This is a genomic window from Endozoicomonas sp. G2_2 (assembly GCF_017744135.1).
GTDB lineage: Bacteria > Pseudomonadota > Gammaproteobacteria > Nevskiales > Salinisphaeraceae > Salinisphaera.
Map to the genome: position 1 here is coordinate 263149 of NZ_JAGHQU010000004.1, position 21612 is coordinate 284760.

Here is a 21612-nt window from a genome sequence, read left to right on the forward strand (position 1 = left end):
GTCCTCCGCGCACGTCGTCAATTCAGCGCATCCTCCCGTAACGCCGCATAAATGACAACAGGTCTTTTTAGATTTGGCGTTGCGGTGCTCAGGGCGCGTTCGACGCCAGAACGGCGAGTGAATCCGTCACGTGATCGGGCGCGCTATCGGCGATCGGTTCGCCGTGGTTGTAGCCGTAAGTCACCGCCAGTGTTCTGAATCCGGCGGCCTTGCCGGCCTGCACGTCATGGCGCGAGTCGCCCACCATCAATGCCCGCGCCGGGACGATGCCGGTGTGTTCGGCCGCATGCAGTAGCGGTGCCGGGTGTGGCTTCTTTTCGCGAAGACTGTCGCCGCCGAGCGTGAGCGCAAAGAAGGGCCCAAGCTCGAAGCGTTCCAGGATCGCCGGCAGAAACGCCGACGGCTTGTTGGTCACCAGTACACAGGCGATGTGGCGTGCCTGCATGGCCTCGAGGCACTCGCGCACACCGTCGTAGAGCAGCGTGCGGTCGCAGGGCGCGGCCGCGTAGTGGATGAGAAAGCGCTCGTGCGCCGCGTCGACCTCGGCCTTGTCCAGCGTATCGCCCGCCACATCACGGGCGTCTGCAAGCGCGCGCTCGACCAGCTTGTACGAGCCGTTGCCCACCCAGCGGCGTACCTTGTCCACGCCGGCGGGCGGCAGGTTGCGGTCGCCGAGCGTGGCGTCGACCGCGGTGGCCAGATCCGGCGCCGAATCGATCAGTGTGCCGTCGAGGTCGAACACCACGAGGGCGATATCGGTAAGAGCCGGATGCATGGCCTGTCCTTTTTCTTGTGAGGGGCTGCGCCTTGCCGCTTCGCTCAGGCAATCGTCCATTCAGCCGGCGCGAGCTGCGGGGACGACAGTGCCAGATGCATGCCCGGATGCACCGGGCCCACGCCCTCGGGCGTGCCGGTAAAGATGAGGTCGCCGGGCAGCAGCAGCCAGTGGTGGCTGAGCATGGCGATGAGATCGGCCACGCCGACCAGCATGTGGGCGGTGTGGCCGCGCTGGCGGGTTTCACCGTCGACGGTGAGCTCGAAATGCAGATCGGCCAGGTCGATATCGTCGGTCAGTGCAATGAGCGGGCCGAGCGGCGCGCTGTGATCGAACGCCTTGGCCTTTTCCCACGGCTCGCCGGTGTTTTTCAGATCGGTCTGGACGTCGCGCAGGGTCAGATCCAGGCCGAGGCCGATACCGGCGATATGTTCGCGTGCCCGTTCGGGGGCGATGTCGCGGCCGCCACTGCCGATCTCGATTACCAGCTCGGTCTCGTAATGGATCGCGCCGACATCGTCGGCTAGGGTGATGGCTTCGCCTGGCGCGATCAGCGCGCTGGCCGGCTTCATGAAGACCACAGATTCCTGCCCGCTGAGCGTGTTGCCGAGTTCTTCGATGTGCTTGGCGTAGTTGCGGCCGATGCAGAAGATGCGCGGCGTGTTGCGCGCGGCGAAGGCGTCGGCGGGACGGGCGGAGTGGGTGGCCATCAGACGGATTCCTCGGTGAGATTCTTGTGCCGATACTCGCACAGGTCGACGATGATGCAGTCGTCGCACAATGGCTTGCGGGCACGGCAGGTGTAGCGTCCGTGCAGGATCAGCCAGTGGTGCGCGTCGAGCAGGAATTCCTTGGGCACCAGCCGCATGAGCCGGTCCTCGACCGCGCGCACGGTCTTGCCCGGCGCGATGCCGGTGCGGTTCGAGACCCGATAGATATGCGTGTCCACCGCCATGGCCGGCTTGCCGAAGGCGGTGTTGAGTACCACGTTCGCCGTTTTGCGACCCACGCCGGGCAGGGCGACCAGTGCTTCGCGCGTGTCCGGTACACGGCCCTCGTGTTCGTCGACCAGTGCGCGGCAGGTCTTCATGATGTTCGCGGCCTTGCTGTTGTAGAGGCCGATCGTCTTCACATACGACTTCAGGCCGTCCTCGCCGAGATCGAGAATCGCCTGCGGCGTGTTCGCTACCGGAAAGAGCTTGGCGGTGGCCTTGTTCACGCCGACGTCGGTCGCCTGGGCCGACAGGATCACCGCGACCAGCAGCTCGAACGAGGAGTCGTATTGCAGCTCGGTTTTCGGGCTGGGGTTCGCATCGCGCAAACGCGTGAAGATTTCGGTTCGCTTGGCCTTGTTCATGGACGTGGGGACATCGGTCAGTCGCGCTGTTCGCGTTTTGCCTTGGCCCGGGCGATGGCATCGGCAATGGTCGATTTCTTGGCTTCGGCACCCGCCGCGGCGTCCTCGCGGGCATCGACGGTGGCGTCGTGTCGGTTCGCGCGGCGCCGTCTTGTGGTCTGGCGGTTCAGGCGTTTCTGGCGGGCCTCGAACAGCTCGCGCGCCCGTGCGGCGCGTTCGGCGTCGACGTCGCGCTCGGGCGGCCATAGCGGCTGCCCGCTCTCGGCATCCGATTCGGGCATGTCGATACAGTCGACCGGGCAGGCCGGCACGCACAGCTCGCAGCCGGTGCAGTCGTACTCGATCACCGTATGCATCTGCTTGGCCGCACCAATAATCGCGTCGGTCGGACAGACCTGGATACAGCGCGTACAGCCGATGCATTCGTCTTCACGAATGAACGCGACCTTGGCCACGCTCGCATCGCCGCACTCCGGATCGATGGGTTTGATCGACGCGCCCGTCAGCGTGGCGAGCCGCTCGACGGTGGCGTCGCCGCCGGGCGGGCAGCGGTTGATATCCGTCTCGCCCGCGGCGATCGCTTCGGCATAGGGCCGACAGCCGTCATAGCCGCAGCGCCGACACTGCGTCTGCGGCAGGAGGGCGTCGATGGCGTCGACAGACGGCGCGCTCATGGGGCTATTTGATCTTGTCGCCGGGCTGGGCGCCGTCGTCGGGCGACAGGATATGCGGTGAGTCACCGGCGGCAAGCACCATGCCCTCGGACAGGCCGAAGCGCATCTTGCGTGGGGCGAGGTTGGCGACCATGACGGTCAGCCGGCCTTCCAGTGTCTCGGGGGCATAGGCGGACTTGATGCCGGCAAAGACTTGTTTGGTGCCCAATGCGCCCACGTCGAGCGTGAGTTTGAGCAGCTTGTCTGCGCCTTCCACATGTTCGGCGGCGGCGATACGTGCCACGCGGAGGTCGACCTTGGCGAAATCGCCGATTTCGATCTTGTCGTCGCCATCGGCCGTATCCGGCTTTTTATCTGCCGGCTTCGTGGCGGCTTTCTTTGGCGCCTCCGCTTCGGCCTGCGGCGCGGCCTTGGCCGCCAGGTCTTCCTGGCTGGCTTCGATCATCTTGTCGATGGCCGGCTGTTCGACACGGCGCAGCAGCGGTTTGAACTTGGCGATCTCGTGGCCGGTCAGCGGCGTGGCCAGATCGGCCCAGGTCAGATCGCCGACCTGCAGGAACGCTTCGGCGCGCTCGGCCGTCTCCGGCAGCACCGGCTTGAGATAGATCGTGAGCTGGGCGAACAGGTTGAGCGCGGTCGTGCAGATCTGCTGCAGCTCGTCCTCGCGGCCCTCTTCCTTGGCCAGCTGCCAGGGGGCGCGCTCGGCGACATAGGCGTTGGCTTCGTCGGCCAGCGCCATGATCTGACGAACCGCCTGGGCAAAGCGGCGCTGCTCGTAGTGCTCGGCGATTTCGTCGGCGGCCGCGGCGAAGCGCTCGAACAGCTCGGGCTTGTCCAGCGTATCCGCCAGCTGGCCGTCGAAACGCTTGGTGATGAAGTTCGCGCAGCGGCTGGCGATGTTGACGTACTTGCCCACCAGGTCCGAATTGATCCGGGCCATGAAGTCGTCGAGGTTCAAGTCGAGATCCTCGACCTTGCCCGACAGCTTGGCGGTGAAGTAGTAGCGCAGGAATTCCGCCGGCAGATGTTTCAGCCAGGTGCGCGCCTTGATGAAGGTGCCGCGCGACTTGGACATCTTCTCGCCGTTGACGGTGAGAAAGCCGTGCGCATGGATCGCCGTGGGCGTGCGATAGCCGGCGCCTTCCAGCATCGCCGGCCAGAACAGGGCATGGAAATAGACGATGTCCTTGCCGATGAAGTGGTACAGCTCGGCGTCGGAATCGGCCTTCCAGAAATGGTCGAAGTCGAGCGCCTTGCCCTCGGCCTGGCGCCGCTTGCACAGGTTGGCAAAGCTCGCCATATAGCCGATCGGCGCATCCAGCCAGACATAGAAATACTTGTCTTCGGTGCCCGGGATCTTGAAGCCGAAATAGGGCGCGTCACGGGAGATGTCCCAGTCCTTGAGTCCGGCCTCGAACCATTCGTCGAGCTTGCGGGTCACGGCTTCCTGCAGATGATCGCTGCGGGTCCAGTCGTGCAGGAAGGCCTCGAAATCGGCGAGCTGGAAGAAATAGTGTTCGGAGTCGCGCTCGACGGGCGTGGCGCCGGAGAGCACCGAGACCGGATTGATCAGTTCCGTCGGCTGGTAGGTCGCGCCGCAGACTTCGCAGGCATCGCCATACTGCTCTGCCGTGCCACATTTCGGGCATTCGCCGCGGATGAAGCGATCCGGCAGGAACATCTGTTTTTCTTCGTCGTACGCCTGCGAGATGGTGCGACGGGCGATATGACCGGCCTTTTCCAGGCGCGTGTAGATCTCGGCGGCCAGCTCGCGGTTTTCGTCCGAATGGGTCGAGTGGTAGTTGTCGAAGCCGATCAGGAAGTCATCGAAATCCTGCTTGTGCTCGGCGCCGACGTCGGCAATGAGCTGCTCGGGTTCGATGCCCATGTCGCGCGCCTTGAGCATGATCGGCGTGCCGTGCGCGTCGTCCGCGCAGACATAGACGCAGTTGTGGCCGCGCAGCTTCTGGAAGCGCACCCACACGTCGGTCTGGATGTACTCCACCAGATGGCCGAGATGGATCGACCCGTTGGCGTAGGGCAGGGCGGAGGTGACAAGAATATCGCGCGCCATGGCTAGGTTTTCCCGAGCGTGTTCGTGGCTTTTGGAAGCCGGCCAGTATGCCATACGCACCCCGGTGGCCCGCTTGTACTTGCTATCATCGCCACCGTTTCAATTTGCGCAGACAATCACCGGGTGCACGCCATGAGCGATTCCCTGAAAAAGACCGTCGAGACCGAACTCGGCCGCTTCAACGAACCCTATCTCGATACCGATCTGATGAGCGCACGCGCGGTCCGGTCGCTGGAGGTGACCGGCGAGCGCGTTACGCTCGAACTGGATCTCGGCTTTCCCTGCGGAAACTACGGCCAGAAGCTCGCCGAGCAGGTCCGCGCCATGCTCGAAGCCGTCGACGGCATCGAGCGCGCCGACGTGACGGTGGGTTTCTCGGTCGCCGCCCGTGCGGTCCAGCCCTCGCTCAAGCGGGTCGAGGGCGTACGCAACATCATCGCCGTGGCCTCGGCCAAGGGCGGGGTCGGCAAGTCCACGGTCGCTGCCAATCTGGCGCTCGCGCTCAAGGGGGACGGCGCGTCGGTGGGCTTGCTGGACGCCGATATCTACGGCCCAAGCCAGCCGCGCCTGATGGGTATCGAGGGCCGCGCCCAGGCCAAGGACGGCAAGACACTGATCCCGATGGAAGCCCACGGCATGCAGACCATGTCGATCGGTTACCTCATCGACAAGGAGTCCCCGGCGATCCTGCGCGGGCCGATGGTGACCTCCGCGCTGCAGCAGATGCTGTTTCAGACCGCCTGGGACGACCTGGATTATCTGATCATCGACCTGCCGCCGGGCACCGGCGATATTCAGCTGACGCTGTCGCAGAAGGTGCCGGTTTCCGGCGCGGTGGTGGTGACCACGCCCCAGGATCTGGCCCTGCTCGACGCGCGCAAGGGCGTGGAGATGTTCAAGAAGGTCAACGTGCCGGTGCTGGGCATCGTGGAGAACATGAGCACCCATATCTGCTCGAACTGCGGCCACGAAGAGGCGATCTTCGGCGCCCACGGCGGGCGCCAGCTGGCCGAGCAATACGGCGTGGATCTGCTCGGCGAACTGCCGCTGGATATTTCCATCCGCGAGAACGCGGATGCAGGCCACCCGAGCGTGGTCGCCGAGCCCGACGGCAATATCGCCAGCGCCTATTTCGACATGTCGCGCAAGACCGCCGCACGGCTGGCGCGCCAGAAGAAGGACTACGCCAGCAAGTTCCCGAACATCAAGGTCGAGAACAGCTGATCCGGCCGCTCAGCGCGGTCGCAGCGCCTGGAATGCGGCGCGCACATGCTGCGTGAGCGCCTTGCCGGCTTCGGCGCACTGGGCGCCGACCACGAGCGCGACATGCGTGTCGGGCAGTGCCGGCATCTTCGGTTCGTCGATGAGCTCCAGCAGCGGCGAGCCGGCAAGCGATCGCGGCAGCGGCGCCACCGCGAGATCGGCCTGTACCGCCGCGCGTTGTCCCGCGCTGTGTTCGCTGCTGTACGCCACGCGATAGGTACGCCCGGCACGATCGAGCGCGTCGACCGCGCTGGCGCGCCACGCGCAACCGTGATCCGCCAACGCCACGGGTAATGGTTCGCGCAGACGCGCCGTGCCGTCGGCGCGCCCGACCCACACCAGTGGCTCGGTATGCACGATCTCGCCGCGCTCGCTCTGTACGTCGCGGTTGCCGGCGGTGATCAGGGCGAGGTCGATCTCGCCGGCGTCGAGACGGGCCAGAATGTCGCGGCTCGCGCCGGTCATCACGTCGACCTGGACCGCGGGATGCGAGCGTGCGAACGCCGCCAGCACCCGCGGCAGGATGCGTGTGCCCACGTCGTCCGGTGTGCCGATGCGTACCGTGCCTTCCAGCGTCGGTGCAAGAAACGCGTTGACCGTCTCGGCGTTGAGCTGGAGAAGCTGGCGCGCGTAGCGCAGCAGCAGCTCGCCGTGCTCGGTGAGCTGCACGCGTCGCGCTTCGCGCACGAACAGGCTCTTGTCCAGCGTGGTCTCCAGTCGCTTGATCTGCATGCTCAACGCCGATGGCGTGCGAAACACGGCCTTTGCCGCGTGCGTGAAGCTGCCGTACTCAGCGATGGCGACGAAGCTACGCAGCACATCGGTATCCAGCAGTGGCTGAGTGCTCGATGCCCGCGGTGCGGGGGCTTGGGTCATGAGCTTTCGTTAAGAAATAGTGAACGCATAGTATAAATCTTTTCGCTGGATTGAACAGTTGGGCAAGCGCAGGCTGATCCCGTGCCTCGAATAACGGGGCACGCGATGTACCTCGGCGGCCTTCGACGGCACGCCATATGGAGAGCAGCTATGCGTGACTATTCCAGCCGATCCACACCGCCGACTGCGCAGCAGGTCGAACGGCAACATGCCGCGCTCGAGCGGCTGTACATGCCGGCCATGCCGCCGCTCTGGCTATTCGCGCTGATCGGGCGCGTTGTACAGCGCTGGCGCGAACGCCGGGCGATCAAGGCGCTGTTGAAACGCGACGACCATATCCTGTGCGATCTCGGCCATAGCCGGGCCCGGCTGCGCCAACGCCTGCACGAGCCCGGGCCGCACGATGCCCGTCTTCGCGACCATGCGGCACGCAGCGGCCCCTAGAATCGTTGCTGCCGGAATTCTCGGTCGCTGGATCGACATCATGGCGGCCCGGGCACGCGCCGGGCCGCCAGGCGCCCGTCTCAGGCGTTGCGGGCCTCGTTGCCGATATCGATCACGATCTTGCCGACCGCGGCACCCGCTTCCAGGTGCGAATGCGCAGCTGCGATGTCGTCGAGGGTGAAGCGGCGCTCGTCGAGCAGTGGCTTGAGCTGGTTCGTCGCGGCGAGCTGACCGGCCTTGGTGAGAATTTCGCCGTGGTGCTGCGGGTGGATGCCGTGGAGCATGCTGGTGAGCATGAAGATCGTGTGCAGCGTCAGGCTCTTGGTATGCATGGGCGTGAGATCGGCCTCGTACTGCGACACGATGGTCGCGACCTGGCCATTGACCCGCGCGCCGGCGAACGAGGTGGCGATATCCGAACCGCCGGTCGCATCGAAGACCACGTCGAAACCGCGCCCGCCGGTCAGACGTTCGACATAGTCTTCGACGCTTTCCTCGCGATAGTTGATGATGTCGTCGGCACCCATGCGCCGCGCGATATCGGCTTTCGCGGCCGACGATATCGTGGCCGCAACGCGCGCCCCCTGGGCCTTGGCCAGCTGGATGGCGATATGACCTACGCCGCCGGCGCCGCCGTGGATGAGCACATGATCGCCCGGCATCACGCGCGTGCGATCCACCATCGCTTCCCAGGCCGTGATCGTGACCAGCGGCAGGGCGGCGGTTTCGCGCCAGTCGAGCGCCTCCGGCTTGAAGGCCATGAAGGCGGCGTCGACCACGATGTATTCGCCGTAGGCCCCGCCGCGTCCGCGCAGCCCGCCGGCGCAGCCATAGACCGCGTCGCCTTTCTTCAGCCGCGTGACGCCTTCGCCGACCGCTTCGACCACGCCGGCCACGTCGCAGCCGAGCACCCCCGGCAGCTCGGGCGCGATGGGGGGACCGGCCGCGCGCAGCTTGGTATCGACCGGGTTCACGCTCGACGCGATCTGGCGCACCAGAACCTGGCCGGCGCCGGGGGAGGGCGTATCGATATCGGCGGCCTCGAAGACATCGGGCGTGCCGAATTCGCGGATAAGTTGAACCTTCATGGCTGGGCTCCTGGAAACGGTTGAAGCATTGATGTGGCAACGATACGCCATCGCGTCGCATGGCTCAGCCCCGGCGTAGGCGCACAGCGCTTCGAGACGCTAAACTGCGCGCTTTGCCCGCCGCGCAGAGCCGACCCCGATGAGCATCAAGTCCGACAAGTGGATCCGCCGCATGGCCACCGACCACGGCATGATCGAGCCGTTCGAGCCCGGCCAGATCAAGGAAAACGAGAAAGGGCGCATCGTGTCGTACGGTGTGTCGAGCTACGGCTACGACGTGCGCTGCTCGCCGCATTTCAAGATTTTCACCAACATCAACACCGCGGTGGTGGACCCCAAGGCCTTCGACGAAAAGAGCTTTCAGGACTTCGAGGGCGAGACCTGCATCATTCCCCCCAACTCGTTCGCGCTCGCCTCGACGGTGGAATACTTTCGCATTCCGCGCAGCGTGCTCACGATCTGTCTGGGCAAGTCGACCTATGCGCGCTGCGGCATCATCGTGAACGTGACGCCGCTGGAGCCGGAATGGGAAGGCCACGTGACGCTGGAGTTCTCCAACACCACCACGCTGCCGGCCAAGATCTACGCCAACGAAGGCGTGGCGCAGATGCTGTTCCTGGAGTCGGACGAAATCTGCGAGACCTCGTACAAGGATCGCGGCGGCAAATACCAGGGCCAGCGCGGGGTCACGCTGCCGCGTACCTAGAACCCGGATTCACTAGCGCGACAACGCCGGCTTGAATGCGCGGCCCGGAATCGCCCGAACAAGGATCACGCCAGGGCGCGGGCCTGAAAGAAGGCATATGTTGGTCGCGCCCGGGCGGCTTTGCGTGCGACCGGTCTGTGTGTTGCAGGACGGCCGGGCGACAAGACTTTATCCGCGAGGTCTGACGCGGGGCTACTGCGCAGTCCGCGCGCCCGGCCGGTCGAGGCTGGTCAGCGACATGCGGAATATGCCGTCGTCGCCTTTCTGGTGTTCGACGCGCACCGGAATCCAGTCGGCGTTGCGCGCCAGCCAGAAGCGCAGGTGGCGCTTGTCGTCGTCCACGCGTTCGACCAGCAGGGTGTCGTAACGCCCGGCCGGTGTGTCGATGGTGCCGCCGTCGCGGGCGCGCAGGGTGTAGGTCTTGGTTTCGTCTTCGTCGACGAGGGTGAAATCTGCCGTGCCGAGGTTGTCGGGATCGGCGGCGGCCGCGACCCAGCGCCGCGCCGCGATCTGGATCGAAAGCGGATCGAGGCCCTGTTCGCCCAGCGCCATCGTTTCCTGTCGGCCGGCTTCGCTGCGATATACGACCTGGCGTGTGTCCCAGTCGTAATCGAGCGTATAGCTGTCCTCGGCGTCGCCCTGCATGTGATGCGAGAAGCGGCTCGGGCGCAGCGCGTCGTCCTCGATACAGAACCGGCTCTCGTCGCTGACATCGCCGATGAACACCCGCACGAGCGCGTTCGGGTTGGCGCGCCCGGAATAGACATAGCAGTCGGCGGTCTGCGCACGGGCGAGGCTGAAGGTCGTGGTGCCGAGTCCGATCGAGCCGCGGTTGACCTTGAAATGGGCCGTGAACGGATCGGTGACCGCCGCGCCGGCGCTACTGCTGAACAGGGCGCCGACCAATAGGGCCGCGCCCGCGAGCCCCCGGCGGGTATCAGGTCGTGGCGATCGAGTCGTAGTCGTCATGCGGGCACTGCTCCTGTATCTGGCCATCGCGCCACACGACACCGTCGTAGAACCGCACCGTGCCGGCGATCAACTCCGCAAGCGCCGCCGGGTAGAGCCGCTGCTCGACGTCGGCCATGAGCCGGTCGGCCAGCGTTTCGGGCGTGTCGTCGTGGGCGATCGCGATGCTGGCCTGACGAATCAGCGGCCCGTCGTCGAGATCCGGGGTCACGAAATGAACGCTGGCCCCGTGACGCGCATCGCCGTTCGACAGCGCTCGCTCGTGGGTGTTCAGTCCCTTGTAGCGCGGTAGCAGCGAGGGATGGATATTCACCAGCTTGGACTCGAAACGCTGGACGAACGCTGAACTCAGGATGCGCATGTAGCCGGCCAGCACCACCCAGTCCGGCCGAGCGGCCGCGATACGCGCACCCAGGGCACGGTCGAAGTCATCGCGGCGCTTGAACCCTTTGGGTTCGATGCAGACACAGTTCAGCCCCGCCAGGCGGGCGATCTGCATGCCCGGCGCATCGCTGCGGTTGCTGATCACCAGCGCGATCTGCGCGTTCAGATCGCCGGTTTCGATAGCGCGGATGATCGCCTGCAGGTTGCGTCCGCGCCCGGAGATGACAACGACAAGACGTGGCGCCGTATCGCGGGCGCCTTCGTTCGGCCCGATCAAACCAGGCGAACGGCGTCGTCGCTCGCGCTTTCGCGCGCGTGGATATGGCCGAGCGTGAAGACCTGTTCGCCGGCACCGCTGAGAACGTCGATCGCCTGCGCGACCTGATCGGCCGGCACGACCACGCAGAAGCCGATGCCGCCGTTGAAGGTGCGCGCCATCTCGGCGTCAGTCACGTTGCCGGCCTCGGCCAGCCAGTCGAAGATTGCCGGGCGCTGCCAGGCGCTGTGCTCCAGCGTGGCCGCCAGATGCTCGGGCATGACGCGCGCGAAATTCTCGGCCAGCCCGCCGCCGGTGACATGCGCCATGCCCTGGACATCCACCACCTCGAGCAGCTGCTGGATGGCCTTCACATAGATTCGTGTGGGCGCGAGCAGGGCGTCGCCCAGGCTCTGGTCGCCGAGCCGCGTATCCAGGGTGGCGCCGGCCACATCGAGAATCCGGCGCACGAGCGAGTAGCCGTTCGAGTGCGGGCCCGAGGAGCCAAGGCCGAGCACCACGCTGTCCTCGGTCATCCGGCTGCCGTCGATACGGCGGTCGTATTCCACAACGCCCACGCAGAAGCCGGCGAGGTCGAAATCGCCGCTGGCATACATGCCGGGCATTTCCGCGGTTTCACCGCCGATGAGCGCGGCGCCGGACTGCCGACAGCCTTCGGCGATGCTCTTGATCACCGGGGCGGCCACCGCGGCATCGAGATGTGCGGTGGCGTAATAGTCGAGAAAGAACAGCGGCTCGGCGCCCGTGACCAGTACATCGTTCACGCACATGGCGACCAGGTCGATGCCGATGCCGTCATACCGCTGCGCGTCGATCGCCAGACGCAGCTTGGTGCCGACCCCGTCGGTGCCGGACACCAGAACCGGACGGCGATAGCGATCGACCGGCAGTTCGAACAGGCCGCCGAAGCCGCCGAGACCGCCGATCACTTCCGGACGGCGCGTGGCCTCGACCGGCTCGCGAATTTCGTCGACCAGGCGGTTGCCGGCGTCGATATCCACGCCGGCATCGGCATAGGTCAGAGAAGGGCGTTGACTCACGTCGAAATCGCTCGTGTTTGAAAGCATTAGCCCCGCCGAACGGCAGGAGCGCGTGTTATTGTAACGCGGCAGTCGGGGTCTGCCGCGATTCGTTGCCATCCGAGTGCCGGCACGCCGTGATTTCAAGTGTTTCGGGCGCGATTTTCCGGCCGGGCTCGCGCCGCAACCACGCCGCCCGCGGCGCGTCGCGGGTGCGAAAGCGACAGACCCGTTCGGCGATCCGGCAACAGGGGCAGGCGCGTGCGGCAACGAGGACGTTCATGACAACAGACGCCGAAGGCAGCCGCTGCATGTCTTTTTCACCGCGCCCCGCCCGCGTCAGCGCGTTCGTTGTTGAAGGCGCGCCCTTGCCTGTGGCCGCGCGCCGGGCGGAGGTCGTCTCGCCATGACGAAGCGTCAGCGCAATCTGGCGATCGGCGCGCTCGTGTTCGTATTCGTCTCGGTGTGGCTGCTCGGTTCCGTGCTCACGCCGTTTCTGATCGGCGCGGGTCTGGCCTATGTCTGTGATCCCATCGTCGATCGTCTCGAAAGGCTGCGTTTGTCCCGTACGGGCGGCGTCGTGGTCGTGTTCGCGGTGGTCGTCGTGGTGTTCACGCTGTTGCTGTTGCTGTTATTGCCGCAGCTGCAACAGCAGGCCAATACGCTGGTTCAGAACCTGCCGCGTTATGTGGACTGGATCCAGCGCGCCACGGCCCCCTATCTGGGCGGGCGCGCGCTGGATATCGAATCCATCAAGACGCTGATCGCCGAGAACTGGGGCACGGCCGGCGGTTTTGCCTCCTCGGTGGCCAAGCAGGCTTTTTCCTCGGGCACCGCGCTCATGGCGATCGCCATGAACGTGCTGCTGATTCCGGTGATCATGTTCTACCTGCTGCGCGACTGGGACCACATGGTGGCCTGGATCAAGTCGCAGCTGCCGCGTCGTTACGTCGGCACGATCACCGAACTCGCCGAGGAAACCGACCAGGTATTGGGCCAGTTCATCCGTGGCCAGCTTCTGGTGATGACCGTGCTCGGCTCGATTTATATCGTCGGTCTGTGGCTGGCGGGCCTCGATCTGGCGCTGGTGATCGGTCTGGGCGCGGGGCTGGTGAGCTTCGTGCCTTATGTTGGCGTGATCAGCGGCTTGCTGGTATCGAGCATTGCGATGCTCGTACAGACCGGCGACCCGTTCCAGCTGGTCTGGGTTTTCATCGTCTTCGGTATCGGTCAGGTGCTCGAACAGGTGATTCTGCAGCCGCTGCTGCTGGGTGATGCCATCGGCCTGCATCCGGTGTGGGTCATTTTCGCGGTACTGGCCGGCGGTCAGATCCTGGGCTTCGTCGGTGTGCTCATTGCCTTGCCGGTGGCCGCGGCCGTGGCTGTGATCGTGCGCTACGGTGGTCGACAATGGCGCTCCAGCCGAGCCTATCTCGACCATTGATGTCTGTGTGTTCGACGAGGTCGCGATAATGGCGACACAGCTCATTCTGGGGGTTCAGCTGCCGCAGAGCGCGACGCTCGACGCATTCGTGGGCGAAACGAACGCGCCCGTACGCGCAGCCGTGACCCAGATTGCCGATGGCCGCAGCGAGCGCCTGTTCGTGCACGGCCCCGAAGCCAGCGGCAAGACGCATTTGCTCCAGGCGGTGTGTCGTGCAGCCGGCGATGCCGGCGATCGCAGTGTCTATGTGCCGCTGGATCAGGTCGCCGATCAAGCCGAGTCGCTACTGGCCGGGTTACAGGATATGGACTGTGTCTGTATCGACGATGTAGCGGCGATCGCAGGCGACCGCGACGCTGAAATCGCGCTATTGAGTCTCACAGACGGACTGCGCGCGCGCGGCGGACGTTTGCTGGCAGCCGATCGACAGCCGCCGGCGGAACTGGGTCTGGCGCTACCCGATCTGGCCAGCCGACTGGTCTGGGGCGGGGTGATCGCGACCGCCGAACTCGATGATGCCGACAAGCATGCATTGCTCGTCGAGCGTGCCGCCCAGCGCGGTATGGAAATGCCCGATGCGACAGCCCGCTGGCTGCTACGGCACGGCGAGCGCGACGTGCCGGCACTGATGCGCGCACTCGATACGCTCGACCATGCATCGCTTGCGGCCCACCGCCGTCTGACCATTCCCTTCGTCAAGCAGACGCTGGGCGCGGCCGCCGACGGCTGAAGACGCCGGCACGCCGCGGCGTGCCGACGCCCGTGACTTCAGCTCAGCGCTGAATACAGCGCCTCTTCGAAGTCGGTATAGACCGCGAACACCCGCGGCTCCACGAACGGCAGCGTCTGGGTATAGATCGCGCCGGTCACGCCGCTGGCCTGGTCGACCCAGAAATGGGTATTGAACAGTCCGGCCCAGGCGCCGCTGCCTGCCGCCCGCATGCCGGGCGCCTGGCGGGTGTTGAGCAGCAGGCCGAAGCCCCATTTGAGCCCCGGCCCGCCATGAAAGGCCGCGGTGGTCTGCGGTTCGGCGGTAGGGATGGTCTCGGGGAAATCGAGATCGCCGATCTGGTTGGTGAAAGCGGCACGTACGCTCTCGGCCGACAGAATCCGTTCGCCGTCGAGTTGGCCGTTGTTGAGCAGCATGCGCTGAAACGCCAGGTAGTCGCGCGGGGTGGCATACAGGCCGTGGCCGCCGGCCCACCACTCGGGCTGCTGGGACCAGTCCACCTCGGTAGGCACCCACTGGCCGTCGTCGTCGCGGACATGGATCGGGGTCGAACGGGCCCGCTGGGCGTCGTCCATCAGGAACACGGTATTGTCCATACCCAAGGGCTGGAGCACGTTGTCGTGCAGGTAGCGGTCCAGCGATTCGCCGGCGGCGACTTCCACAACGCGGCCGAGCCAGTCGGTATTGATGCCGTATTCGAAGCGCGTGCCCGGGTCCGCGACCAGGGGCGCCTTGAAGGCCTCGTTGCTGCCGCTGAGCACGTTGGGGTTGCCGGTCGCTTCCTCCCAGCGCTTGAGGTCTTCGTTGAAGAACCAGTAACCGAGCCCGGCGGTATGCGTGATCAGCTGCCGGACCGTGGCCTTGCTCGCCGGCGGGCGCAGGATCGGCGCCTTGCCCTCGAAGCCGTCGAGCACCTGCAGATCGGCGAATTCGGGCAGCAGCTCCTCGACCGGCGTGTCGAGATCCAGATTGCCGCGCTCGACCTGCTGGAGCGCGCCGACGGTGGCGACCATCTTGGTCATCGAGGCGATTCGAAACATCGTGTCGGCGCTGATCGGCTCATTGCTGCCGACAGCCTGCGGCCCGGCCGCGCCTTCATAGATCGGTCCGTTCTCGTCCGCGGCCAGGGCCACGACGTGCGGCACGTCGCCGGCGTCCACGGCCTGTTGCAGTACCCGGTCGATCGCTGTGGTGTCGTGTAGGGACGTCATGTCGTTCTCCTCGTTGTTGTAATTGTCTTTATATCCGTCGCGCCTGGGGCGCGAAGCGCGGCGCGTTCGATCCGCCTTTGGTTTTTGTACACTCCGGAAAGCCCCGGCGGCTAGCGCGCCCGCCGGATGCGCGAACCGCAGCGCCCGAAAACGAAAAACAACGATAACAAAATCGAAAATCGAGTCGGCGCCGCCGTGCGGCGGCCTCGGAGGAGAAGCGCTTGAACAAGACCCGCAACCCCATGGGCTGGGGCTATAGCGAAGACGCGATCGATCGCGCCGAGCTGCGGCCGATTCTGGACGTCATGGCACCGCTGCTCGGTGGTGCCCCTGCCGAGGCGCGCCCGTCGCCGAAGCCGTCCGACGTCAGATTGGCCACGCCGGCGATCGAACCACCGGCCTCGCTGGCGGCGTTCGTGTCCACCAATCATGAAACCCGCCTGCTGCACGCCGCGGGGCGCAGTTTTCGCGATCTCGCCAACCTGCGCGCCGGCGCGGCGTTACCCGCACCGGCCGCGGTAGCCACGCCGCGCAGCACGGACGAACTCGCGGATACGCTGGCCTGGGCATCCGATCGCGGACTGGCCGCGATCCCTTTCGGCGGCGGCTCCAGCGTGGTCGGCGGCATCAATCCCGAAGATATGGATGACTGGCCAGGCGCGGTGACGATCGATCTTCAAGGTCTCGATCAGGTCATCGAAATCAACGAGCGCGATCGCGTGGTTCATGCCCAGGCCGGCATTCTCGGCCCCGCGCTGGAGGACGCACTCGTGGGTACAGGGCTGGCCGTACGCCATTACCCGCAGTCGTATTTTCATTCCACGCTCGGCGGCTGGGTCGCCACCCGCGGGGCAGGGCATTTCTCCACCCTGCGGGCCAAGATCGAGGATCGCGTACAGGCCTTGTCGGTGATGCTGCCCGACGGGCGCACGGCTACGACGCGTGCCCTGCCGGCCTCGAGCATCGGGCCCGACCCGAACCGGCTCTGGTGCGGCAGCGAAGGCGCGCTGGGCGTGATCACCGATGTGCGCCTGCGTCTGGTCGCGAATCCGGCGCACAAGCTGTCGGCTGCGATCGGTTTCGACGATTTCGAGAGTGCGCTGGAAGCCACCCGCGCGATCGCCCAGGCCGAGATCTGGCCGGCCCAGATGCGCGTGCTAGACCCCTTCGAGCATATGGTCTCTACCGCGCTGGCCGGCAGCGCAGGCGAGGGCGCGCTGATGATTCTCGGCTTCGAGGGTGAGTACGACGTGTCCCACGCGCGTGATGCCGCGGTCGACATCGCGCGCGCTCATGGCGGCACCCCGCGGGCGTCGGGCGACCAGGGCGCGGGCAACTGGCGCGACGCCTTCTTTCGCCAGCCCTACCTGCGCGACGCGCTGCTGGATCACGCCGTGATCGTCGACACCTTCGAGACTGCCTTGCCCTGGTCCGCGGTGCCGGCGTTCTATCACAGCGTCATGGAAGCGACCGGCGATGCCCTGGAAGACGTCTGCGGGCACGGCGGCGTGGCCTGCCGCGTCACCCATGCCTACCCCGACGGCGTGGCGCTGTATTTCTCGTTCTACGCCCCCGGCGAACACGCCGCGCTACTGACTCAGTGGCAGCAACTCAAGGCCGCGGTGTCGGAAGCGGTCGTCGACGGCGGCGGCACGATGAGCCATCACCACGCCATGGGGCGCGATCATCGTGACCATGCGCGCACCGAAATACCGGCCGCCTTTCGCAGTGCGATTCGCGGCGCCAAGTCAGCGCTCGATCCGAGCGGCATGCTCAATCCCGGGCTCTGGTTCGACGATTGACGCGGCGCGGTCAGTCGGTGGGGGGCGTGTCCGTTTCGGCGCCGGCCTCGCGCTCGCGGGCATCCCACTTCGCGAACACGACCGTGCCCACGAACATCGCGATACTGCCGGCAAGACAGATATCGACGGCCAGCGTGCCGGCGCCGGCGATGTATTCGACCATCGCATAGGCCATGTAGAACAGCGCGGCCATCGAGGCCCAGGCTGCGGTGTATACACGGGCCCGGCAGAGCCCGTTGAGCGACGCGAGCAGCGGCAGGCTGAATACGACCGCCAGAATGAGTCGCGCGCCGGTATCCGTGCCGGCCAGCAGGAACAGGCTGGCGATCAGCGCCAGATTGCCGGCAACGGCGAGGCCGAGTGCATAGCGAGACCAGCGCATCAGTGGCTTCCCAGTTTGAGCGCGGTACGCGCAACGCGTTCGCCGAGATTGCGCGCCAGTTGCTTTTCGATATCGGTGAGCCCCTTGTCGCCCAACACGCCGGATACGTGGCTGGCGCCGTAGGGTGTGCCGCCGCTGTCGGTCTCCGCCAGGAGATTATCGGCGGTATAGGTGAGGCCGACCAGCAGCATGCCGTGGTGGATTAGCGGCAGCATCATGCTCGTGAGCGTGGTCTCCTGGCCGCCGTGCAGACTGCCGGTGGAGGTGAACACCGCGCCCGGCTTGTCGGCCAGCGTGCCCGACAACCACTGGCCCGACAGCGTGTCGATGAAGTATTTCAGGGGCGCGGCCATGTTGCCGAAACGCGTCGGCGAGCCGATGATCAGCCCGGCGCATTCCTCGAGATCGTCGTGACTGACATAGGGCGCGCCGCTGTCCGGTACCGGCGCTGCGCTGGCCTCGGTGTCCGGCGAAACCTCGGGCACGGTACGCACCCGGGCCTGCATCGGCCGCGCGCGGGCCACGCCCCGCGCGACCTCGTTGGCGAGCGCGGCTGTCGCTCCGTTGCGGCTGTAGTAGAGCACCAGGATGTCGCGGTGTTCACCGGACGCTGGACGGTCGGTCGCGGGCTGATCGCTCATGCGCTGCGCTTCTCTAGTGATTCGCGGGATGGTGATTCGCGGGACGGTCGACGAGTTCGAATACGCGTTCGGGCGGCCGGGCGATGAGCGCGCGCTCGCCGGTGTCGAGCACCGGCCGCTGCATCAACGCCGGCGTGCGCTGCAACACATCGATCACCGCCTCGCGGGTGAGCGGTGCCCCTGCCTCGCTATCGAATGCCTTGTCGGTGGTACGCACCAACGCGGTCGGCTCGACGTCGAGGCGGTCGATCAGCGCGGCGAGTTCGGGTGTATCGGGCGGCGTGTCGAGATAGGCCACGATCTCGACCGCATGGCCCGCGTCTTCGAGCAGCTGGCGGGCGGCACGCGACTTCGAACAGCGCGGGTTGTAGTACAGGCGCATGGCAGCGGACAAGTGTGAACCGGCGGCATATCCTGCGGCCCGGACCACGCGGACGCAATCGTCGAACGGATTTCTTCGCTAGCGCGCGTACCAGCGCGTCTGCAGCGCGGTGGCCACGCGCGAGGGATACCAGTACTGGCCCAGACTGCCGTTGTAGCGCGCCAGGGCACGGGTGAGGTCGCCGTTTTCGCGGTCGAGATAGTGCGCCAGGATCGTGCAGCCATATCGCAGGTTGGTACGCATGTCGAAGAGATTGTCGTCGGGGCGGCCGATCTCGTCGATCCAGAACGGCATCACCTGCATCAGCCCCATGGCGCCGGCAGAGGACACGGCAAAGCGCTTGAATGCGGATTCCACCTGAATCAGCGATAGCACGATCTGCGGGTCGAGCCCGGCACGGGTCGCTTCGGCGTGCACCGTCTTGAGCAGCGCCATGCGCCGGCCCACGTCCGGCACCTGTCGCGCCAGCCGGGTGGACATGTCCATGAGCCAGACTTCCGCCTCGAAGCGATTCGAAAACGTGGCGGATTCCTGGACGGCCGCCACCAGCGCGCGGCGCAGCGCGGGATCGACGGTCGCAGGCTGCGCGGCCGCGGCATGGGCCTGCACGCCGGTACCCGCGGCAACGCCCAGCGCTACAAGCAGGCAAAAGCCGTGTGCAAGGCGCCGAAAAGCCGCGCGCCGTTTTGAAGCCTTGATGAACAAATTCTGTCGCCCCCGAAACCCCATCTGAGCCGACGGCCCGGCGACCGTCAAGCGTTCAGACACCGTGCCCCGCGTGGCCACGGCGTATCGACAATATCGGCCGCGGGCCGCGAAGGCTTAGCCCGCAGGCCTCACGGGCGGCGCGCTAGCCCTGCGCGAGTTTCTGACGCAGGGCCTCGAAGCTGAACTCGATCTGGCTGTTCTCGCTGTCGCGGCGGCCCTTGTATTCCAGCGTGCCGGCCTCGATGCCGCGATCGGAAACCACCACGCGATGCGGGATGCCGATCAGCTCGGCATCGGCGAACATCGGGCCGGGGCGCAGGCCGCGGTCGTCGTAGGCCACGTCGATACCGGCCTCGCGGCATTCGGTATAGAGTTTTTCGCAGGCCTCGCGCACGGCCGCGGACTTGTCGGCCTTGATCGGGATGATCACCAGCTCGAACGGCGCGATCGCGGTCGGCCAGCAGATGCCGGCGTCGTCGTAGCACTGTTCGATGGCCGCCGCGACGATGCGCGACACGCCGAAGCCGTAGCAGCCCATCTGCGGCGTCACCGCCTTGCCGTTCTCGTCGAGCACGGTCAGATCGAGTGCGGTGCTGTACTTGTCGCCGAGCTGGAAGACGTGGCCGACCTCGATGCCGCGCAAAATCGAAAGCGGCGAGCCGTCCGGGCTGGGGTCGCCGGCGACGACGTTGCGCAGATCGGCGAACTCGGGCTCGACGGCGTCGCGGCCCCAGTTGAAGTTCACGAAATGGGCACCGTCGTAGTTGGCGCCCACGGCCATGTTGGCGGCGTTCTGTACGGCATAGTCCGCGATCACGCGGATATTGACGTTGACCGGGCCGAGCGAACCGGGCCCAGCGCCGAAGTGTTCGCGGATGACGTTTTCCTCGGCGAACTGCAACGGCGTGGCGATGCCGTCGATGGCCTCGGCCTTGATGTCGTTGAGCGTGTGGTCACCACGCAGCACCATCAGCACCGGCTTGTTGTCGTCGCCCATCACCACGATCGCCTTGGCGGTGGTCTCGACCGGCAGATCGAGCGATTTGCACAGGTCGGCAATGGTGGCCACGCCGGGGGTTTCCACCTTGCGCAGCTCGCCGGACGGGGCGGGGCGCTCGCCGTCGCCCGCCGTGGTGATCGCGGCTTCGATGTTGGCGGCATAGCGGCCGTCTTCCGAGACCGCGAGTTCGTCTTCACCGGCGTGGGCAAGGACGTGGAACTCTTCGGATTTGGCGCCGCCGATGGCGCCCGAGTCGGCGGCCACGACGCGATAATCCAGGCCGATGCGGTCCAGAATCGCCGTGTAGGCGGCGCGCATGGCGTGATATTCACGATCCAGATCCGCGTCATCCATGTGGAAGGAGTAGGCATCCTTCATGATGAACTCGCGTGCGCGCATCAGGCCGAAGCGCGGCCGGATCTCGTCGCGGAACTTGGTCTGGATCTGATAGTAGTTCACCGGCAGCTGCTTGTAGCTGGACAGGTCGCGCTTGGCGTAGTCGGTGATCACTTCCTCGTGCGTGGGCCCGAAACAGTATTCGCGGCCGAGGCGGTCGTTCATGCGCAGCATAAGGTCGCCCATGGCGTCCCAGCGACCGGACTGCTGCCAGAGCTCGGCCGGCTGCACGGCGGGCATGAGCACTTCCAGCGCGCCGGCGGCGTCCATTTCCTGGCGAATGATGTGTTCGACCTTGCGCAGCACGCGCATCCCCAGCGGCGCCCAGGTGTAGAGCCCGGCGCCCAGCTTGCGGATCATCCCGGCACGCAGCATCAGCTGGTGCGACACGATCTCGGCATCGGCCGGGGTTTCCTTGGTGGTGGACAGCGCGAAGGCGGATAGACGCATGGGCTAGGCCGGTTGAGCGGGTGAACGGATCAGGCCGCGATTCTACAAAAAAGAAAAGGCCCCGGCCGAGAAGACCGGCGCTGCGATGTGCGTGCGCTCAATCCATGACCGTGAGCACGCGTTCGGCCATTTCGCCATCGGCGCGCTGCCAGGCGCGCATCTCGAGTACGCCCTTGATGTTGAGAGAAATGATCAGATAGAGCGCGTCGGGATAGCCAAGCCCTTCGAGATCGTGGATCGATGGTTCGGGCGGTGCGCTGGGATGCGAGTGATAGATCGCGAACAGGGTTTCGCCGTTCTCGCGCATGGTCTTCATCGCGGCGATCTGGTCGCGCGGGTCCATTTCGAAGCGACGGGCCGGGTCGGCGGCGACATTCGTCACCGGATAGATCTCGCAGGGTTCGCCGTCGCGCGCACCGAGAAATCCGCAGACTTCCAAGTCTGGCTGTTTCTGTGCTTCGAACAGCAGCCGGGTGGCCAGCGGCCGACTCATCTTCAAAGGTGTCACGCCTGTTGCTCCCGCCCTCGAAAAATCGACGCGCATCATAGCGTCCGAAGCG

At 65.9% G+C, this 21612-nt stretch carries 23 protein-coding genes; 6 read left to right on the forward strand and 17 right to left on the reverse strand.

What is annotated here, in order from left to right; translation table 11 throughout:
• Positions 1-88: 88 nt before the first annotated feature.
• Genes J7355_RS06920 through metG form a run of 5 tightly spaced genes read right to left on the reverse strand, consistent with a single transcriptional unit; the run spans position 89 to position 4934 of the window.
• On the reverse strand, positions 89-775 hold the full coding sequence (locus J7355_RS06920; protein ID WP_209061178.1) for a phosphoglycolate phosphatase: 687 nt from the start codon (positions 773-775) through the stop codon (positions 89-91).
• Between the two features lie 44 nt (positions 776-819).
• Positions 820-1485, reverse strand: a complete 666-nt coding sequence (locus J7355_RS06925; RefSeq protein WP_209061179.1) for a fumarylacetoacetate hydrolase family protein — start codon at positions 1483-1485, stop codon at positions 820-822.
• On the reverse strand, positions 1485-2132 hold the full coding sequence (gene nth / locus J7355_RS06930) for an endonuclease III (protein WP_209061180.1): 648 nt from the start codon (positions 2130-2132) through the stop codon (positions 1485-1487). Before nth ends, J7355_RS06925 begins: the two co-directional genes overlap by 1 nt.
• A gap of 17 nt (positions 2133-2149) precedes the next feature.
• Complete coding sequence (locus tag J7355_RS17875; protein WP_209061181.1) at positions 2150-2806, reverse strand: RnfABCDGE type electron transport complex subunit B; 657 nt, start codon at positions 2804-2806, stop codon at positions 2150-2152.
• A gap of 4 nt (positions 2807-2810) precedes the next feature.
• Entirely contained in the window at positions 2811-4934 is a 2124-nt protein-coding gene (gene metG, locus J7355_RS06940) for a methionine--tRNA ligase (RefSeq protein WP_209061182.1), read from the reverse strand.
• A 78-nt stretch (positions 4935-5012) separates the two neighbouring features.
• Here metG and apbC point away from each other — a divergent pair, with 78 nt between their 5' ends.
• Positions 5013-6104, forward strand: coding sequence for an iron-sulfur cluster carrier protein ApbC (gene apbC, locus J7355_RS06945; protein WP_209061183.1), 1092 nt, complete (start codon positions 5013-5015; stop codon positions 6102-6104).
• A 9-nt stretch (positions 6105-6113) separates the two neighbouring features.
• Here the strand turns inward: apbC and J7355_RS06950 are convergent, their stop codons facing one another.
• The gene (locus J7355_RS06950) at positions 6114-7019 is read right to left on the reverse strand and encodes a LysR substrate-binding domain-containing protein (protein WP_209061184.1); all 906 of its coding nucleotides are present in this window, start codon (positions 7017-7019) and stop codon (positions 6114-6116) included.
• 150 nt (positions 7020-7169) lie between these two features.
• On the opposite strand from J7355_RS06950, the gene J7355_RS06955 reads away from it, so the two are divergent.
• Positions 7170-7463 (forward strand): hypothetical protein, encoded by a 294-nt coding sequence (locus J7355_RS06955; protein ID WP_209061186.1) that lies wholly within the window; start codon positions 7170-7172, stop codon positions 7461-7463.
• Between the two features lie 80 nt (positions 7464-7543).
• Here J7355_RS06955 and J7355_RS06960 read toward each other — a convergent pair whose 3' ends face one another.
• The gene (locus J7355_RS06960) at positions 7544-8551 is read right to left on the reverse strand and encodes a zinc-dependent alcohol dehydrogenase family protein (protein WP_209061187.1); all 1008 of its coding nucleotides are present in this window, start codon (positions 8549-8551) and stop codon (positions 7544-7546) included.
• Between the two features lie 139 nt (positions 8552-8690).
• On the opposite strand from J7355_RS06960, the gene dcd reads away from it, so the two are divergent.
• Entirely contained in the window at positions 8691-9257 is a 567-nt protein-coding gene (gene dcd / locus J7355_RS06965) for a dCTP deaminase (protein ID WP_209061188.1), read from the forward strand.
• 192 nt (positions 9258-9449) lie between these two features.
• Here the strand turns inward: dcd and J7355_RS06970 are convergent, their stop codons facing one another.
• The 3 genes from J7355_RS06970 to purM are packed head-to-tail and all read right to left on the reverse strand — an operon-like array spanning position 9450 to position 11954.
• Positions 9450-10226, reverse strand: a complete 777-nt coding sequence (locus J7355_RS06970; RefSeq protein ID WP_209061189.1) for a DUF3108 domain-containing protein — start codon at positions 10224-10226, stop codon at positions 9450-9452.
• The gene (gene purN, locus J7355_RS06975) at positions 10195-10887 is read right to left on the reverse strand and encodes a phosphoribosylglycinamide formyltransferase (protein WP_209061190.1); all 693 of its coding nucleotides are present in this window, start codon (positions 10885-10887) and stop codon (positions 10195-10197) included. The genes J7355_RS06970 and purN overlap by 32 nt, the downstream gene beginning before the upstream one ends.
• Entirely contained in the window at positions 10884-11954 is a 1071-nt protein-coding gene (purM, locus tag J7355_RS06980) for a phosphoribosylformylglycinamidine cyclo-ligase (RefSeq protein WP_209061191.1), read from the reverse strand. The genes purN and purM overlap by 4 nt, the downstream gene beginning before the upstream one ends.
• Before the next feature lie 358 nt (positions 11955-12312).
• Between purM and J7355_RS06985 the strand changes: the two genes are divergently transcribed.
• Together J7355_RS06985 and hda are read left to right on the forward strand one after the other, a co-directional pair.
• Complete coding sequence (locus J7355_RS06985) at positions 12313-13350, forward strand: AI-2E family transporter (protein ID WP_209061192.1); 1038 nt, start codon at positions 12313-12315, stop codon at positions 13348-13350.
• Between the two features lie 28 nt (positions 13351-13378).
• Entirely contained in the window at positions 13379-14080 is a 702-nt protein-coding gene (hda, locus tag J7355_RS06990; RefSeq protein WP_209061194.1) for a DnaA regulatory inactivator Hda, read from the forward strand.
• A gap of 38 nt (positions 14081-14118) precedes the next feature.
• Here the strand turns inward: hda and J7355_RS06995 are convergent, their stop codons facing one another.
• Entirely contained in the window at positions 14119-15291 is a 1173-nt protein-coding gene (locus tag J7355_RS06995; protein ID WP_209061196.1) for a serine hydrolase domain-containing protein, read from the reverse strand.
• 221 nt (positions 15292-15512) lie between these two features.
• Between J7355_RS06995 and J7355_RS07000 the strand changes: the two genes are divergently transcribed.
• On the forward strand, positions 15513-17093 hold the full coding sequence (locus J7355_RS07000; protein WP_209061197.1) for an FAD-binding oxidoreductase: 1581 nt from the start codon (positions 15513-15515) through the stop codon (positions 17091-17093).
• A gap of 10 nt (positions 17094-17103) precedes the next feature.
• Here J7355_RS07000 and J7355_RS07005 read toward each other — a convergent pair whose 3' ends face one another.
• The 6 genes from J7355_RS07005 to J7355_RS07030 all read right to left on the reverse strand — a co-directional run bounded on the left by J7355_RS07005 (position 17104) and on the right by J7355_RS07030 (position 21545).
• Positions 17104-17475 (reverse strand): DUF2069 domain-containing protein, encoded by a 372-nt coding sequence (locus J7355_RS07005; RefSeq protein WP_209061198.1) that lies wholly within the window; start codon positions 17473-17475, stop codon positions 17104-17106.
• The gene (gene wrbA / locus J7355_RS07010; protein ID WP_209061199.1) at positions 17475-18116 is read right to left on the reverse strand and encodes an NAD(P)H:quinone oxidoreductase; all 642 of its coding nucleotides are present in this window, start codon (positions 18114-18116) and stop codon (positions 17475-17477) included. Before wrbA ends, J7355_RS07005 begins: the two co-directional genes overlap by 1 nt.
• A gap of 13 nt (positions 18117-18129) precedes the next feature.
• On the reverse strand, positions 18130-18510 hold the full coding sequence (locus J7355_RS07015; RefSeq protein WP_247739822.1) for an ArsC/Spx/MgsR family protein: 381 nt from the start codon (positions 18508-18510) through the stop codon (positions 18130-18132).
• Between the two features lie 66 nt (positions 18511-18576).
• On the reverse strand, positions 18577-19107 hold the full coding sequence (locus J7355_RS07020; RefSeq protein ID WP_348523004.1) for a lytic transglycosylase domain-containing protein: 531 nt from the start codon (positions 19105-19107) through the stop codon (positions 18577-18579).
• A 241-nt stretch (positions 19108-19348) separates the two neighbouring features.
• Positions 19349-21052 (reverse strand): proline--tRNA ligase, encoded by a 1704-nt coding sequence (locus tag J7355_RS07025; RefSeq protein WP_209061200.1) that lies wholly within the window; start codon positions 21050-21052, stop codon positions 19349-19351.
• Positions 21053-21149: 97 nt separating this feature from the next.
• Positions 21150-21545, reverse strand: a complete 396-nt coding sequence (locus tag J7355_RS07030; protein ID WP_247739841.1) for a M67 family metallopeptidase — start codon at positions 21543-21545, stop codon at positions 21150-21152.
• Positions 21546-21612: the final 67 nt, after the last annotated feature.